Below are 14,108 nucleotides of genomic sequence, written 5' to 3' on the forward strand. Positions count from 1 at the left end.
TTTGCCTCGTGGCCACAGGAACGTCCGAGCGGTTCAAAGCGCAATGGCTGTGTCTTATCCCATTCCGGGTAACGAATACGAGCGGAACGAAGCTGTTCGCTCATACCGGATCATGGATTCGCCGCCGGAGATCCTCTTTGATGAAATCGGAGAGATAGCCGGCCAGATCTGCGACTGCCCGATTGCAACAACTGTCAACAACTGGTTGGATTGCTCGAACATCGGCGGCGGGTAATCGAACTCGACGAGGCGATGCACAAACTAGACGCAGCTCATACAGCGCTCGCTGCGGAGAAGGCCAAGACGGAGAAGCTGCTTACCAGAATATTGCCTGAAACCATTGCCAACGAGCTCAAGCAGAATGGGAGGGTCGAACCGCGATTCCACGCTTCGGCGAGCGTGATCATTGCCGATGTCAAGGGCTGGCGGCCTCCAGGTCGATCGTTTAGTCTCATGGCGGAAGTTCGTCGGTTGTTGCTGGTACCGCGCACGGGGCCGCGTTTCGGGTCGCTGTGCCACGAAGGTCGCCATGACAGTGACTCAATCCCAAATAGGGCTGATCTCAAGCGCGCCGCCGAGCCGAGTGGAGAAGCGCGCGGCATTCGTCACAGCTATGGTGCTTCTGGTCGTGTTTTTTTCGGCGCTGCCGTTCGCCCATGTTCGCCTCGAACGGCTTGATGTCTTCCTTCCGATTTTCGCGACCATCCTGTTTCTTACCGACTTGATCTCCGCCACACTCCTGTATGCTCACTTCGCGATTTTGCGTTCTTGGTCTCTTCGATTGCTCGCGGGCGGCTATCTGTTCTGCGCGTTGACCATCATTCCATATGCTCTCACCTTCCCCGGAGCATTTGCACCAAACGGCTTGTTGCACGCCGGTCTGCAAACCTCGCCGTGGCTATTTACCATTTGGCAAATGGCCTTGCCGACGACCATCATCGTGTACTCGACCGCGCGGAATCTCGCGCCGCAGCGAATGGTCCGTAGCTCCGTTGCGACCGTCGTAGCCGTTGACGCTTGCATCGTGGCTGCCCTGGTGTGCGCCGTGACCTGGTTTCTCACGGCGCACGAGGACATGGTGCCACCCTTGATCGTCACCGTAACCGACACGGCTGCATTTGTGAAATTCGTCTCCGCCTTCATGCTGATGGTAAGTATAGCTGCATTGGTGTCGATTTGGCTTTCACAACGCTCGGTGCTTGACATGTGGCTGCTAATTGTCGCGCTGGCCTGGCTCTTGTCGTCGATCCTCTTGAATCTCGTCGACGTTCGCTTTGACGTCGCCTGGTATGCAAACCGCATTTTAGCGGTTGCGTCAGACAGCTTGGTCTTGCTCGTGTTGCTCGCCGAGTCGACAATGCTCTACGCAAGATTGGCCATGTCGGTGCTGGCGCGCCAAAGAGAGCGCGAAGGCCAACTGATCTCAATCAATGCGGTGTCCGCGGCAATGGCGCATGAGATCAGGCAGCCGTTGACTGCCATTGCGGCGAATGCCGGAGCCGGTTTGAACTGGATCAGAAGGACTCCGCCTAATCTCGAGAGGGCCCAACGAGCATATGAGCATATTATTTCGGATACCGGCAGGGTCGGCGAAGTCATTCAATCGGTGAGAGAAATGTTCGCCGGCCGCGAGCGACAAAGAACGCTGGTCGATGCCAACGACATCATCAGGGAGACGATCGCACTAACTAGGGGAGAACTGGAGGATGGAAACGTTGTGGTCGAGTTGGACTTGAGCGAGCCAATTCCGACGGTGCCAGGTCATCGAGGTCAGATTCGGCAAGTTTTGTTGAACCTTGTCAGCAATGCGATCGAGGCCATGCGACACGTGAGCGGTCGACGGCGAGTCCTTCGGATCAGGTCGGAACCGGATGAGCACAATGGCGTAGCGCTATCCGTGGAGGACAATGGGATCGGGGTAGCTCCGGAAAACACGGGGCAGATATTCGACGTGTTCTTCACAACCAGGTCTGATGGAATGGGCATTGGCTTGGCAGTCTGTCGATCGATTGTGGAAGCGCACGGCGGTGCATTGTACATTGCGCGGACTGGCTCTCACGGATCTGTTTTCCGGGTCGCGCTGCCGGGATCGATTGACCCGGATGCTGAGGCATCTCCAGCGCCAATTCGAACGCAGGATATGCGATGAGAGATAAGACAACATCCGGCCACCTTGGGGTCCGCTCCTGTGGCGCGTTCCGGAAGTGGCTCCGATCCAGACCGGCTTCCGGAGTTCAACCGAACCGGACTCTGGTTAGTCACCGCGCAACATGTTTATGAGTTCACGGTCTAGCTAGATCGTCCGAACGCGTTTGAACAACTGGTCGATCACTCCTCGTATGACAACGCCCGTATCTTCGCCGCTCAGGCTTAGGCTCCCACCGCAAGCAGGCCTAACATCTCGCGCCCCCGCCGCACCGGCTTGGGCTCCGGCAGCGGCGCGCAAGTTCGCGGAAGCCAGTTCGGGCCGATCCCGTTGACGTTTCCGCGATAGTCCGTCTCACCTTTGACCAATCAAGCAAGGAAAGCTCATGGCCTCAATTTCTTTCCGGCTGAAAATTGACGAAGTGGGTGAACTCCAAGTCGCTGCTCGGCCGTCCGGCGCAGCCTTTTATTCAGGAACCCATAGACCAACGTATCGGACGCACGCGTCCTCGGCACGATGGTCCGCACCCTGGAAAGGATGGCATGGTTGGGTTTCTTCGTAACCCGACCAAGGAGCATCAGAAATGAGGCTGGGACTCACTCTTTCAAGGATGCAGCAGCTCCTTCAGAGGCTCTGGGCTCTCGATAGTGCAGCGCAGCCAAGGCGCAGCAGCGGCGTCGACGAATTCGCTCGCGCGGCGGTTCGGCCGATCTACTCACGCAACGGGATCAGAGTGTCCGTCGCGTCGAGGAAGGTTCGCGACCCCGAGTGAACACGCTCATCCGTGGTGAAGGCGGCTGTCCAAGGGGCGCAAGCCGATGTCGATGCCGACAATTCGAGAACCAGAAGCAACGCGATGAGCGGTGGACATTCAACCTATGTTCCCAGGACAAGGATCGGACGCTGGTTTGACGCCCGCCTGCCGGTGCCGCGCCTGGTGCATGATCAGTTCATCGTCTATCCGGTCCCGCGCAACCTGAACTACGCCTATTCGTTCGGCGGCATACTCTCGATGATGCTGGCGGCGCAGATCGTGACCGGCGTCGTGCTGGCCATGCACTATGCGGCTGACACGACGCTGGCCTTCGACTCCGTCGATAAGATCACGCGCGACGTGAATTCCGGCTGGCTGTTGCGTTATCTGCATTCGAACGGCGCGTCGTTCTTCTTCATCGCGGTATACGTCCATGTCTCCCGCGGCCTCTATTACGGCTCGTATAAGGCGCCGCGCGAACTGCTGTGGGTTCTCGGCTGCACCAACCTTCTGTTGATGATGGCGACGGCTTTCATGGGCTATGTGCTGCCCTGGGGACAGATGTCGTTCTGGGGCGCGACCGTCATCACCGGCTTCTTCAGCGCCATCCCGCTGGTCGGCGATTGGGTACAGCAACTGCTGCTCGGCGGCTTCGCGGTCGATAATCCGACGCTCAACCGCTTCTTCGCGCTGCATTATCTGCTGCCATTCATGCTGGCGGGCGTCGTCATACTGCACATCTGGGCGCTTCACATCGTCGGCCAGAACAATCCGGCAGGCATCGATGTGAAGTCGGAAACCGACGTCGTCGACTTCACGCCCCATGCTACGATGAAGGACGGGCTCGGGGCCGTGGTGTTCCTGCTCGCCTTTGCGTATTTCGTCTTCTACATGCCGAACTATCTCGGGCATCCCGACAACTACACCGCCGCCGACCCGCTGAAGACGCCGGCGCATATCGTGCCCGAATGGTACTTCCTGCCCTTCTACGCGATCCTGCGCGCTGTCACCTTCAACATCGGGCCGATCGACTCGAAGCTCGGCGGCGTGCTCGCCATGTTCGGCGCGATCGCCGTGCTGTTCTTCGTGCCCTGGCTCGACACTTCAAAAGTGCGCTCGGCGGTCTACCGGCCCTGGTACAGGCGGTTCTTCTGGCTGTTTGTCGCCAATGCACTCTTCCTCGGGTGGCTGGGATCCAAGCCGGCGGAAGGTTGGTACATCCCCGCCATGCAGGTGTCGACCCTCTACTATTTCGCGTTTTTTCTGGTCGTCATGCCGCTGCTGGGCGTGATCGAGACGCCGCGCCGGCTGCCGAACTCGATATCCGAAGCGATCCTGGAGAAAGGCAAGGAATAACACCGAAGGATCGCTTGCCCCGATGCCCTGCTCTCGCTCAGAGGCGAGGATTGTGAGGATTATGTTGGATCCGAATCCGGTCATGAGCTGGTGGAACGCCCCCCATCTCTACATGGTGCTGGTCGGTCTCGCCGGCATAGTTGTATGGCACGTCATTCCGCAGCGGCTCTCCACCACCAGGCTGATCGTCCAGATCGCCTTCTTCCTCACCATGTCGGTCCTGCTTCTTGACGGAGCTGTGGTTCCCTACCAGCCGACAGGAGGCAATGACATAACCGCGGAAGCAATCCTCGTCGGGACCGCCAAGGTACTCTGGTGGATTCACCTCGCCTGGGCTCTGATCGGATTTGTTCGCATCTATCTCGTGTTCGAGCGAAAGCCGCGGGAGGCGCGCCTCCTGCAGGACCTCGTCGTCGGCATCGTCTACGTTGGAATGCTGCTGTCGATCTTCGCTTTCGTTTTCGGCGCACCGGTCGGAACGCTGATTGCCACCTCGGGCGTCTTTGCGATCATACTCGGGCTGGCGCTCCAGAATACGTTGAGCGACGTCTTTTCCGGCATCGCGCTCAATCTCGGCCGACCATATGTGCTTGGCGACTGGATCGTTCTCAGCGACGGCACCGAAGGCCGTGTCGTGGAGACCAACTGGCGATCTACCCACCTGCTCACTTTGGCCCACAACGTCGTGGCGCTGCCGAACAGCTTTCTCGCGAAGCTTGGGCTGACCAATGTCAGCAGCCCTGAAGAGAGCCATGGGCTGTCCGTCACGATAAGATTGGCTCCGACCAAAATGCCCGCCGTCGTCGCGGACGTCATGAACGCGGTTTTGCAAAGCAGCAACCTAATACTGAAAGAGCCGCCACCGGTGGTCGCTATCAAAGGTCTGGATGCGACAGCGATCGAGGTCGCCTTGTTTTTTCGCGTCGCAAATGTTGGCCAGCGAATTCCAGCGAGGAACGAAATCTTCGATCTCGTCTATCGTCATTCCAAGTCCGCCGGCTTGCCGCTGGCGATGCCACCCTCCTCTTCGATTTTCATGAGCAGCCTGCCGAGCGAAGAGACGGAAAATCTCCCGCGAGTCACGCCGATTAAGCTTATAAACGCCATACCGATATTCTCGGCCTTGACGGACAACGAAAAAGAGGCCCTCGCCGCGACGGCCACGGTGCGCACCTATCGCAAGGGCGACATTATAGCACGACAGGGAGAGATGCTGCCGTCCCTTATGGTCGTTCGGGCGGGCGTCATAGTCCGGGAACGCGGCGACGATGACGCCCATCCGCAGGAGATCGGCCACCTCGCTCCCGGCGACTTTTTCGGAGAGTCAGGTCTGCTAGCGGGCATCGGCGAGACCTCGACATTGCGGGCCATGAGCCACGTCGTGGTCTACGAAATTGACCAGCAAAGCTTTGCTCCCCTGCTGCTTGACCGGCCCGAAATGGCCGAAGATCTTGCGGCGATCCTGTCAGCCAGGATGTCGACCTTCGACGAAAGCGGGACAACCGGACAACAACATACGCGTTCGAAATTTGCGCTGCTCAAAGCCATGCACAAGGTTTTTCACGCCGTACCGTTCCGGCGCGTTTTGAGCGCCGACAGACAGGGCGCACAAGAAGGAAGAAAGCCATGACCATCCGACAAGGCGGCGTCATAGACATCGACACAGTCGTTTTGCCGGTGTCCAGTGAGCTGGTGAGCGGTTTCAAGGTGCGGCGCGTATTGCCCTCCAAGTATGGGCGAATGGTCGGGCCCTTTGTTCTCTTCGACCAAATGGGTCCTGCGGTGTTTAATACCGGTCAGGGTTTCGACGTGGGGCCGCATCCCCATATCGGCCTCGCGGCCGTAACCTACCTGATCGATGGGGAGATCGTTCACCGGGACAGTCTCGGGAAGGTGCAGGCTCTCCGCCCCGGTGAAGTCAGCTGGATGACGGCGGGTTCGGGGATCGTCCATTCCGAACGGACGCCGCCGGAGGCTCGGGCGTCCGGGAGCAATTTTTTCGGCATTCAGGCCTGGGTTGCCCTTCCTTGCAGGCATGAGGAAGTCGCTGCCGATTTTGCCCACTACAGTGAGCCGGAGATACCGAGGACGTGTGCAAGAGGAGTTGAGTTCACCTTGATCGCCGGAGCCTCGGACGGTTTTGTCTCGCCGGTAAGAACTTTCTCCGACATGGTGTTCGCCGAAATCGTCCTCACCAGCGGCGCGCGATACCAGGTCAGGCCCGAACATCACGAGCGGGCGGTCTATGTCGTCGCCGGCGAAGTTGAGATCGTCGGCCGGCCGGGCTCGTTCCGCGCGGCCGAACTGATTCTGCTGGAACCCGGCGCCGAGATCGTGCTCAAGGCGCCGGCCTTTCATTCATCACGACTGATGCTGATGGGAGGAGAGCCCTTTCCCGAACCCAGGCACGTCTACTGGAACTTCGTCTCCTCCTCCGCTGAACGGATCGAGCAGGCCAAGACCGATTGGCGTGAACGCCGGTTCCCGGAAGTGCCTGGGGAGGAAGAATTCGCCCCTCTGCCGAAGGATCTGGATCAGAACGCAAATGGCTTACCCTGATCTCCCTTGGCCGGCATGCGACCGCACGCGGCACGGCGGAATGTCCAGCTTGGCCAGACCGTCGAGAAAGCTGATGGGCGCGAAGCTTTCTGCCTCTTCGAGGGTGCGAGGCAACCGGCGATAAAGCGGATTCGCGTCATGGTGTCCTCGTCGAGCAAACCGTTGAACCAGACGTCGAACATGGTTTCGAACAGGAACTCGTCATAGCTGGCTTCGGAGAACAGCGTCAGCGACGCCTGCAGTTTGCGTGCATCGACATCGCCAAAGACGGTGCGGACGCTGACGTCGATCAGCCGCTGTAGCGTGCGGACGCTTTCGCGATTGCGTCCTACAGCAGCGGCGAGGAGACATAGGCATTGGCCTCGTCGAGCGATCTGATCGCGTAAGGCTCGAGCGTACAGTCGCTTCTGCGAGAGGCCAGCCCGGGGGAACATGAACTCCATGCAGGGAGTACACATCATTCCACGACGCAGGATGCGAATGGCATCTTCGTAACCGGATCCTGCGCGTGGACGAATCTCTGCAGGTTGTATTCGTCATCCATGACGGCTCACCCGATCTTCCCCGAAGCAGCAAATTGCGTCCAATCATCCAGCAAGAACGTCTGAATATTGCGGGTTCTTGACGAGGAACCGGTCCATGAACGGGCATTTCGGGATTGCTTTGCGGCCGGTTTTGCGCAGCAGCTCGAAAGTGCCGTGCGCCAACTGCGACGCGATCCCTGTCCGGAGAATTCCAACGGAATCTCCGTATGGATCAGGACAACCCGCCCGTTCTCGAGCCTGTAGTAGGCCGCAGCGAGCGCTTCATCTGCAATCGGCAGCTCGAACCGATGTTGTTGCGTATTTTCCGTGACCTTCATTTAAATGTCCTCGACTGTGTGCCGGATATGTCTCAGACGGGCGGTTGCAGGCGTCATTGTCGCTTGGTGAGAATGTCTGGGGCGCTGTGAGCGCCGGCGGATCAGGTCGGCCAGCGCCCGGAAGACGGTCATGCCATAGTCCTTCCGAGAATCGCTTGAACCCGACGAGGCTCGACACAAGAATACCTCTTAAGTTGATATCCGGGGTTCTTGTTGATGAAGTCGGCAGCCTTGGTTTGCCCCGTCATGAGGCACTCCGTAAACTGCATCTGTTCTCCTATCATCGGCTGGCATTGCTGCCCCGACGAGAGACATACCCATAATACGAGGATGCTGGTCATCGAACTCTCCTATCGGTTTGCAGTTAGTCATGCCAAGCCTGCATTGCGGGCAGCCGCAATATCACTGTCGTGCCCGACCCAAGGGTGCTCTCAATGTCTACACTTCCGCCAGTTTCCTCCGCGAAGCGTTTCACCATCGGCAAGCCGACGCCGCCCAGGCCTGCGCCCTTGGTGGTGAAAAAGGGATCGAAGGCCCGGAGCATGGTCTCCCGCGTCATTCCGATGCCGCTGTCCTCAATCCGCAGCTCGACGACGGTGGCCGGACCATGAACGACCGCAGCGGCGTTTATTGCGATCAACCCGCCGTCCGGCATTGCGTCGCGCGCGTTGAATACGAGATTCAAGACCGCGTTTTGCAAACCCAGGGGATCACATTTCGCAGCGGGTAGATCGCGCCCAACGCGAACCTCGAGACGGACGTTGGTGTCCCATGCGCTTCGGATGAGGTTTTCGACCGCGGCTAGGCAGGCGCTCACGCTTGTCTGTTCAAGCGTGTAATAGTTCTCTGCGGCACCGCCTACCGTCTGCTGGACGAGCACGCCGGCTCGCTGCAGGGCAGCCTTGGCGCTGGCAATCACGGGATCGAGAGTTGGGGCCGTCGAGACACTCGGGTCGCGAGCAATCCGATTTAGCGCGGATAACGCGACCTGAATAAGATTGCCCAGATCATGAACAATGCCGGCGGTGGACTGCTCTACAGGCGCGTCGGGCAGGGAAACATCGCTAGTCCGGGCAAAGACATAGTTGCCGGCCGTTCCTGATCTTGTTTCCGCGCCTGACATTTTCATGCCCCCTTCTGTTCGGTCGACACTTGGCGGCTTGGTCGTACGGGGACGCTATATTGAGGAGCATTCGCGGGTCGATTGGATCGAGGATGAGGACAGGCCATACCGCGGTATATGTCCCGCTGCAGTTTTCGCTGGATTGCTCGTCATAGCGCCCATGACGAGCGATGGAGCCAGATACCAGGGGGCGTCAGTCAGGGGCGCGACCAAACCTGCCAGCCCCGGTGCGCTGCCCGCGGAATGTCGACGCCTCCTTATTCCAGCGGTGCGGTCGATCGATGCCGTGAACCTCGTCCTCCGCCGACTACTGGCTACGCCTGCCAATCCCCGGGTGCAGCAGTCCTAGACTTTCGGATCACGTGACCGCGCCGTCCGTCGAATATTTTCGCGCGCCAAGTGGGCGCATTCTCCTCGGCATCGGACGACCGCCGCACAGGAGAAGACGCGTGCACACGATCATCAGAGTTCTGGCCCTTGTTTATGCATGTTGCGTGTCGGACAGCGCGACGGCGCAGGCCGCGTCTATCGTCGTCGAGGGCGGATCGCACGCGCTGATGGTCTCGCATCCCGGCGGGGTCGCCTCGCTCATCGAGGAAGCCGCATCGGCACCGTGACGAAACCGGCCGCCTTGCGCCGGCTGCGTTCGGCAAGTGCAAGCTCAGGAGACATTAACATGAAAATCGTGGTCATTGGTGGCACCCGGTACATCCGGTCAGCGACCGTCGAGAGGCTGCGCAGCCAGGGTCACGAAGTCGTGGCTGCGTCCCCTAGACCTCGTGTCAGCACAATAACCATAACCGCGGCGCCCCGCGACCCGGGCTACGCTGGTCGGCCGTTCAGGGAGTTCCTCGAGAAGCTATGGCTCGGCCGCTTCCAACCTCGCATCGGGGTCGTGAGTTCATGGCCCAGCGGAGGGGAGGCCGAGAAGACGGCATTTTGATGAGGCATGACCCGCGCCTCGACCGTCCAGCGCGCGACCGAGGCGTCGGCAGCATCCCAAGCAAATCATTTCTCAAGATCAGAATAGGAGAGTGACATGAAGATCGTGGTTATCGGGGGCACCGGCCTCATCGGCTCGAAGACGGTCGAGAGGCTGAGCGTAAAAGGTCATGACGTCATCGCGGCCTCGCCTAACACGGGCGTCAATACCATCACAGGCCAAGGCCTGACGGAGGCGCTTGCGGGAGCGCAGGTCGTCATCGACCTGGCGAACTCGCCCTCTTTTGAGGAAAGTGCCGTCCTGGAGTTTTTCGAGACCTCGGGCCGCAACCTTCTCGCCGTCGGGAAGGCTGCGGGAGTGAAGCACCACATCGCGCTGTCGGTCGTTGGCGCCGAGCGCTTGCCAAAGAGCGCCTATCTCCGCGCCAAAATGGTGCAGGAGCGACTGATCAGAGAATCCGGAATCCCCTACACGATTGTCCACTCCACCCAGTTCTTCGAGTTCCTTGGTGGCATCGCGCAATCCGGGACGGTCGGAGACACCGTCACGGTATCGTCGGCCTATTTCCAGCCCATCGCATCGGATGACGTCGCAGACTTCATGGCCGACGTGGCCCTTTCTCCGCCGATCAACAGCGTGACGGAGATTGCTGGGCCCGAGCCTGTCCGCATGAACGAGCTCGTCGCACGTTTTCTAATGGAAGCCAACGATCCGCGAAAAGTTCTCGGCGATCCGCATGCGCTCTACTTCGGCACGGAGCTCGACGACAGATCTCTCGTGCCGGGCAATCACCCGCGAATCGGCGCAATACGCTTCGAAGACTGGTTCAGCCACGCTTCGCCGCAGCGACACTGATCCGCATCCCCCGCGGCTCGGGCGTCGCCCCGATGCCGCGACCGCCTCACTCAAAGGATCGACACGATGATAGACGACTTCCTTTCTCCCGCAGGACCATCGCGGCGTGATGTCTTGCTAGGCGGACTAGCCGCCACTGTTGCAGCCGGTCTGCCCATAGCTGCGCAGGCGCAAACCCCTTCCTCCCCCAGCTCAACCAAAGGAGCAATGACCATGAGCACGATCACCACCAAGGATGGCACAGAAATCTATTACAAGGACTGGGGCACGGGTCCGGTCATAACCTTCTCGCACGGCTGGCCGTTGAATTCTGACGCCTGGGATGGCCAGATGCTCTTCCTCGCGCAGAACGGTTTCCGCGTGGTCGCACACGACCGCCGTGGTCACGGCCGGTCGAGCCAGGCATCCTCCGGGAACGACATGGACGGCTATGCCGAGGATCTCGCGGCCGTCATCGAGGCGCTCGATCTCAAGGACGCCACGTTGGTGGGTCACTCAACGGGCGGCGGCGAGGTCGCTCGTTACATAGGTCGGCACGGATCCAAGCGGGTCGCCAAGGCGGTTCTCATTGCTGCCGTTCCGCCGATCATGCTCAAGACCGAGGCCAATCCGGAAGGCTTGCCGATCGAAGTATTCGACGGCATTCGTGCCGGCGTCGCCGGCGATCGGTCGCAATACTACAAGGAGCTGGCCGTCGCCTTTTACGGCGCCAACCGGCCGGGCGCGAAAGTCTCGCAAGGCACGCTGGACCAGTTCTGGCTGTGGAGCATGCAGGCTGGAGCGAAGAACGCCTATGAGAGCGTCAAGGCATTTTCCGAGACGGACTTCACAGAGGATCTCAAGAAATTCGATGTCCCGACGCTGGTCCTGCACGGGGAAGACGATCAGATCGTCCCGGTCAAGGATTCGGCGCGGAAATCGGCGAAGCTGATCAAAGGCGCCAAGGATATCTACTACCCAGGCGCACCGCACGGCATCACCGCCACGCATCAGGATCAGGTCAACGCCGACCTGCTCGCCTTCATCAGGTCATAGGCTCACGCTGCACCCCCCTCAAGCGAGAGCCCGACCGCCGGCCGCCTCCCCTCCGGCCGGCGGTCACCCATCCTCAACCGCAAACCGGAGCTAAGACAATGATCAGGACCATACTCTACAGCACCGCCGCTCTCGCGACCCTCGTCGCCACCGCGGCGCTTGCCGAAGATTCGGCGGGCGTGCCCTTCAAGGGCGTGAAGCTCGTCTACGACCACCCGCTTCCGAACGTACCCGGCAAGAGCATGAGAGGCGTGCTTGTCGAATATGAGCCGGGCGGCACGTCGCCCGCGCATCTCCATCCCAAATCCGCCTTCATCTACGCCACGGTCCTTGAAGGGGCGATCAAGAGCCAGGTCAATGATGGCCCGGTAACCACCTATCGCGCCGGCGAAAGCTGGTCCGAGTATCCTGGCGATCGTCACAGCGTCAGCCAGAATGCCAGCGCAACCGAATCCGCCCGGCTGCTGGCCGTGTTCGTCGTCGACACCGACGAGACGGAACTGGTTATCCCGTACGACGAATAAACTAGGGGATTTCATCGCCTGTTTGAACGGGAGGAGCGCCGCGCCGTCGGAGCGTTTGAAGAATTCGGCGGCACGGCTAATCAACCAAGGACGGCAGCAATGCTTATCGAGAAACTGCATGCCTTCACGTCGTCGCGTCTTGCGGTGATCGACTTCAATGCAACTGTGCAAGCGGCCGCCCTTTCGCTTTCCAGGCCCGGCATCGGCCTCGTTGTCGTGTGCAATGCCGGCGGAAGCGCTGAAGGCGTGCTCACCAAATCCGACCTCGTGCGCCATCTCACCGGGCCAACGTCCTCAACACCGCCGGTGTCCGACCTGATGTGCAGATCCATCGTCTCGTGCAGTCTGCAGGACGATGTTCATGACGTATGGCAGACCATGGCCGCGCGACGCCTGCAGAACATTCCGGTGATCGACGTTGGCGTCAGGCCTCTCGGCATATTGGACATCCGGGACGCCATGAAAGTCCTGTTCGAGCAGGAAGAAATGCAGGAGAGGATGCTCTTCAACTACGTCACCGGCCTCGGCTACCGCTAGCTGTTTCCTGCAGCGGTGCCGCGCCTCCTCCAGGAATCCTCCCCGAAAGGATTGTGAACATGAAACTATACTACAGTCCGCTCGCGTGCAGTCTTGCCGATCACATAGCCTTGCTCGAGGCGGGCGCGCCATTCGAACGGGAGAGCGTCAATCTGAAGACGAAGCGAACGGCGTCGGGCGCCGATTTCAACGATGTGGCGTGCAAGGGCTACGTTCCGGCGCTGGTGCTGGACAGCGGAGAAGTCCTCACCGAGAACATCGCCGTCCTGGATTGGCTGGCTATGGAGTATCCGGCGCTCGGCGTTCCGGAAAATCTCGGCCGTACCCGCGTGCTGGAAGCGCTGGCTTTCATCTCGACCGAGGTGCACCGCAGCTTCAAGCCGATGTGGCATGCGAGCAGCGACGGTCAAAAGGCACAGGCAAGAGCGACGATTTCCAGGCTGCTGGACATCCTTTCGGGCAATCTTGCGGGCGACTACCTGTTTGGCGCAAAACCCAGCGTGGCCGACTTCTATCTTTTCGTGATGCTGCTGTGGGCCGAGCGCTTCGATGTCACCGTTCCCGCGCCATTGATTGCGTTGCGTAAGCGTATGGCGAGCCGTCCGGCCGTACAGGAGGCAATGCGGCACGAGGGCCTCATCTCGTTGATAGACAATGACCAAGCGTCTCGGGTTCGTGAGGCAAAGCCGCCGGTCGAAACTCGCTAAGGAGATTATGGACATGAACCGAACCAGCAGTCGGATGCTTGCGGAAATTTCGGTTCCCGATACGCCGCTCGTGGAACAGGCCCTCGACTATGCCCGCCGGGAAAGCGAGCCTTATCTGTTCAATCATGTTGTCCGCTCCTGGTTGTTTGCGGCACGGATCGGACAGCTTCGCAACATTGAGCACGACGCGGAAGTCGTCGCCCTAGGGACGCTGCTGCACGACATCACGCTCAACGAGCGGTTTGACGGTCCGCGCCGCTTCGAAGTCGAAGGCGCTGATCTGGCTCGGATCTTCGCCCGGCAAGGCGGGGTCGACGAGCGCCGAGCCCAACTGATCTGGGACAGCGTCGCCCTCAACTCCACACCATCCATCGGCCTCTACGAGGAGGCGGAGGTGGCGCTCTGTACTGCCGGCATCTGCCTGGATGTGATCGGCCTGCAATACGAGCTTATCCCCGCAGCAGAGATAGCGAGGATCGTTGAGGAATTCCCGCGGCTCGAAATGAAGCGGCGGATGAGCCGGTGCTTCTGTCACATCGCCGAGGCCAGACCGGAAACGACCTACGACAATTTCGTCCGGGATTTCGGTGAACGCTATGTATCTGGGTATCGAGTTCCTTCCTCCGTCGACCTTGTGTCGAACGCACCCTTCGAAGGGTGAACACGGCTAACAGCCAGATCGTCCGACAGTTCCGCGCATGGAACAC

General features: G+C 59.9%; 15 protein-coding genes and 2 pseudogenes. 14 read left to right on the forward strand and 3 right to left on the reverse strand.

The window, feature by feature from the left end:
* Positions 1 to 43 precede the first annotated feature (43 nt).
* The 6 genes and pseudogenes from NMG80_RS07810 to NMG80_RS07830 all read left to right on the forward strand — a co-directional run bounded on the left by NMG80_RS07810 (position 44) and on the right by NMG80_RS07830 (position 6,815).
* Positions 44 to 235 (forward strand): hypothetical protein, encoded by a 192-nt coding sequence (locus NMG80_RS07810; RefSeq protein ID WP_254017585.1) that lies wholly within the window; start codon positions 44 to 46, stop codon positions 233 to 235.
* Positions 211 to 342: pseudogene (locus NMG80_RS37260) on the forward strand (hypothetical protein); the annotation flags it as partial. The gene NMG80_RS07810 and the pseudogene NMG80_RS37260, both read left to right, overlap by 25 nt.
* Positions 343 to 529: 187 nt before the next feature.
* Positions 530 to 2,149 carry an MASE4 domain-containing protein gene (locus NMG80_RS07815; protein WP_254017586.1) on the forward strand — a complete coding sequence of 540 codons (1,620 nt, stop codon included), beginning with the start codon at positions 530 to 532 and terminating at the stop codon, positions 2,147 to 2,149.
* 853 nt (positions 2,150 to 3,002) lie between these two features.
* Positions 3,003 to 4,256: a cytochrome b gene (locus NMG80_RS07820; RefSeq protein ID WP_254017587.1), complete on the forward strand. Its 1,254-nt coding sequence runs from the start codon at positions 3,003 to 3,005 to the stop codon at positions 4,254 to 4,256.
* A gap of 61 nt (positions 4,257 to 4,317) precedes the next feature.
* Positions 4,318 to 5,886 carry a mechanosensitive ion channel family protein gene (locus NMG80_RS07825; protein ID WP_254017588.1) on the forward strand — a complete coding sequence of 523 codons (1,569 nt, stop codon included), beginning with the start codon at positions 4,318 to 4,320 and terminating at the stop codon, positions 5,884 to 5,886.
* Entirely contained in the window at positions 5,883 to 6,815 is a 933-nt protein-coding gene (locus tag NMG80_RS07830; protein WP_254017589.1) for a pirin family protein, read from the forward strand. Before NMG80_RS07825 ends, NMG80_RS07830 begins: the two co-directional genes overlap by 4 nt.
* Here the strand turns inward: NMG80_RS07830 and NMG80_RS07835 are convergent.
* From NMG80_RS07835 to NMG80_RS07845, 3 genes are all read right to left on the reverse strand, one after another.
* Positions 6,791 to 7,276 carry a DUF1810 family protein gene (locus NMG80_RS07835; protein WP_367185937.1) on the reverse strand — a complete coding sequence of 162 codons (486 nt, stop codon included), beginning with the start codon at positions 7,274 to 7,276 and terminating at the stop codon, positions 6,791 to 6,793. The two genes, NMG80_RS07830 and NMG80_RS07835, sit on opposite strands and share 25 nt — an antisense overlap.
* 89 nt (positions 7,277 to 7,365) lie before the next feature.
* The gene (locus NMG80_RS37775) at positions 7,366 to 7,677 is read right to left on the reverse strand and encodes a GNAT family N-acetyltransferase (protein WP_436798564.1); all 312 of its coding nucleotides are present in this window, start codon (positions 7,675 to 7,677) and stop codon (positions 7,366 to 7,368) included.
* A gap of 364 nt (positions 7,678 to 8,041) precedes the next feature.
* Positions 8,042 to 8,806, reverse strand: a complete 765-nt coding sequence (locus NMG80_RS07845; protein ID WP_254017592.1) for a sensor histidine kinase — start codon at positions 8,804 to 8,806, stop codon at positions 8,042 to 8,044.
* Between the two features lie 443 nt (positions 8,807 to 9,249).
* On the opposite strand from NMG80_RS07845, the gene NMG80_RS07850 reads away from it, so the two are divergent.
* The 8 genes and pseudogenes from NMG80_RS07850 to NMG80_RS07885 all read left to right on the forward strand — a co-directional run bounded on the left by NMG80_RS07850 (position 9,250) and on the right by NMG80_RS07885 (position 14,062).
* The gene (locus tag NMG80_RS07850; protein ID WP_254017593.1) at positions 9,250 to 9,417 is read left to right on the forward strand and encodes a hypothetical protein; all 168 of its coding nucleotides are present in this window, start codon (positions 9,250 to 9,252) and stop codon (positions 9,415 to 9,417) included.
* Positions 9,418 to 9,476: 59 nt separating this feature from the next.
* Positions 9,477 to 9,596, forward strand: a pseudogene (locus tag NMG80_RS07855) (NmrA family transcriptional regulator); the annotation flags it as partial.
* 243 nt (positions 9,597 to 9,839) lie between these two features.
* Positions 9,840 to 10,598, forward strand: a complete 759-nt coding sequence (locus NMG80_RS07860; RefSeq protein ID WP_254017594.1) for an SDR family oxidoreductase — start codon at positions 9,840 to 9,842, stop codon at positions 10,596 to 10,598.
* A 66-nt stretch (positions 10,599 to 10,664) separates the two neighbouring features.
* The gene (locus NMG80_RS07865; RefSeq protein ID WP_254017595.1) at positions 10,665 to 11,633 is read left to right on the forward strand and encodes an alpha/beta fold hydrolase; all 969 of its coding nucleotides are present in this window, start codon (positions 10,665 to 10,667) and stop codon (positions 11,631 to 11,633) included.
* A 98-nt stretch (positions 11,634 to 11,731) separates the two neighbouring features.
* Complete coding sequence (locus NMG80_RS07870; protein WP_254017596.1) at positions 11,732 to 12,157, forward strand: cupin domain-containing protein; 426 nt, start codon at positions 11,732 to 11,734, stop codon at positions 12,155 to 12,157.
* A gap of 99 nt (positions 12,158 to 12,256) precedes the next feature.
* Complete coding sequence (locus NMG80_RS07875; protein ID WP_254017597.1) at positions 12,257 to 12,694, forward strand: CBS domain-containing protein; 438 nt, start codon at positions 12,257 to 12,259, stop codon at positions 12,692 to 12,694.
* 59 nt (positions 12,695 to 12,753) lie between these two features.
* The gene (locus NMG80_RS07880) at positions 12,754 to 13,401 is read left to right on the forward strand and encodes a glutathione S-transferase C-terminal domain-containing protein (protein ID WP_301943128.1); all 648 of its coding nucleotides are present in this window, start codon (positions 12,754 to 12,756) and stop codon (positions 13,399 to 13,401) included.
* 13 nt (positions 13,402 to 13,414) lie between these two features.
* The gene (locus NMG80_RS07885) at positions 13,415 to 14,062 is read left to right on the forward strand and encodes an HD domain-containing protein (RefSeq protein ID WP_254017599.1); all 648 of its coding nucleotides are present in this window, start codon (positions 13,415 to 13,417) and stop codon (positions 14,060 to 14,062) included.
* Positions 14,063 to 14,108 lie beyond the last annotated feature (46 nt).

Origin of the sequence: Mesorhizobium escarrei (genome assembly GCF_935825525.1) — a bacterium.
Classification (GTDB): Bacteria; Pseudomonadota; Alphaproteobacteria; order Rhizobiales; family Rhizobiaceae; genus Mesorhizobium; species Mesorhizobium escarrei.

Excerpts from the sequence above, each read along its gene's own strand:
- NMG80_RS07810 (WP_254017585.1), top strand. The coding sequence starts at position 44 with ATGGCTGTGTCTTATCCCATTCCGGGTAACGAATACGAGCGGAACGAA.
- NMG80_RS07815 (WP_254017586.1), top strand. The coding sequence starts at position 530 with ATGACAGTGACTCAATCCCAAATAGGGCTGATCTCAAGCGCGCCGCCG.
- NMG80_RS07820 (WP_254017587.1), top strand. The coding sequence starts at position 3,003 with ATGAGCGGTGGACATTCAACCTATGTTCCCAGGACAAGGATCGGACGC.
- NMG80_RS07825 (WP_254017588.1), top strand. The coding sequence starts at position 4,318 with ATGTTGGATCCGAATCCGGTCATGAGCTGGTGGAACGCCCCCCATCTC.
- NMG80_RS07830 (WP_254017589.1), top strand. The coding sequence starts at position 5,883 with ATGACCATCCGACAAGGCGGCGTCATAGACATCGACACAGTCGTTTTG.
- NMG80_RS07835 (WP_367185937.1), bottom strand. The coding sequence starts at position 7,276 with ATGATGTGTACTCCCTGCATGGAGTTCATGTTCCCCCGGGCTGGCCTC.
- NMG80_RS37775 (WP_436798564.1), bottom strand. The coding sequence starts at position 7,677 with ATGAAGGTCACGGAAAATACGCAACAACATCGGTTCGAGCTGCCGATT.
- NMG80_RS07845 (WP_254017592.1), bottom strand. The coding sequence starts at position 8,806 with ATGAAAATGTCAGGCGCGGAAACAAGATCAGGAACGGCCGGCAACTAT.
- NMG80_RS07860 (WP_254017594.1), top strand. The coding sequence starts at position 9,840 with ATGAAGATCGTGGTTATCGGGGGCACCGGCCTCATCGGCTCGAAGACG.
- NMG80_RS07865 (WP_254017595.1), top strand. The coding sequence starts at position 10,665 with ATGATAGACGACTTCCTTTCTCCCGCAGGACCATCGCGGCGTGATGTC.
- NMG80_RS07870 (WP_254017596.1), top strand. The coding sequence starts at position 11,732 with ATGATCAGGACCATACTCTACAGCACCGCCGCTCTCGCGACCCTCGTC.
- NMG80_RS07875 (WP_254017597.1), top strand. The coding sequence starts at position 12,257 with ATGCTTATCGAGAAACTGCATGCCTTCACGTCGTCGCGTCTTGCGGTG.
- NMG80_RS07880 (WP_301943128.1), top strand. The coding sequence starts at position 12,754 with ATGAAACTATACTACAGTCCGCTCGCGTGCAGTCTTGCCGATCACATA.
- NMG80_RS07885 (WP_254017599.1), top strand. The coding sequence starts at position 13,415 with ATGAACCGAACCAGCAGTCGGATGCTTGCGGAAATTTCGGTTCCCGAT.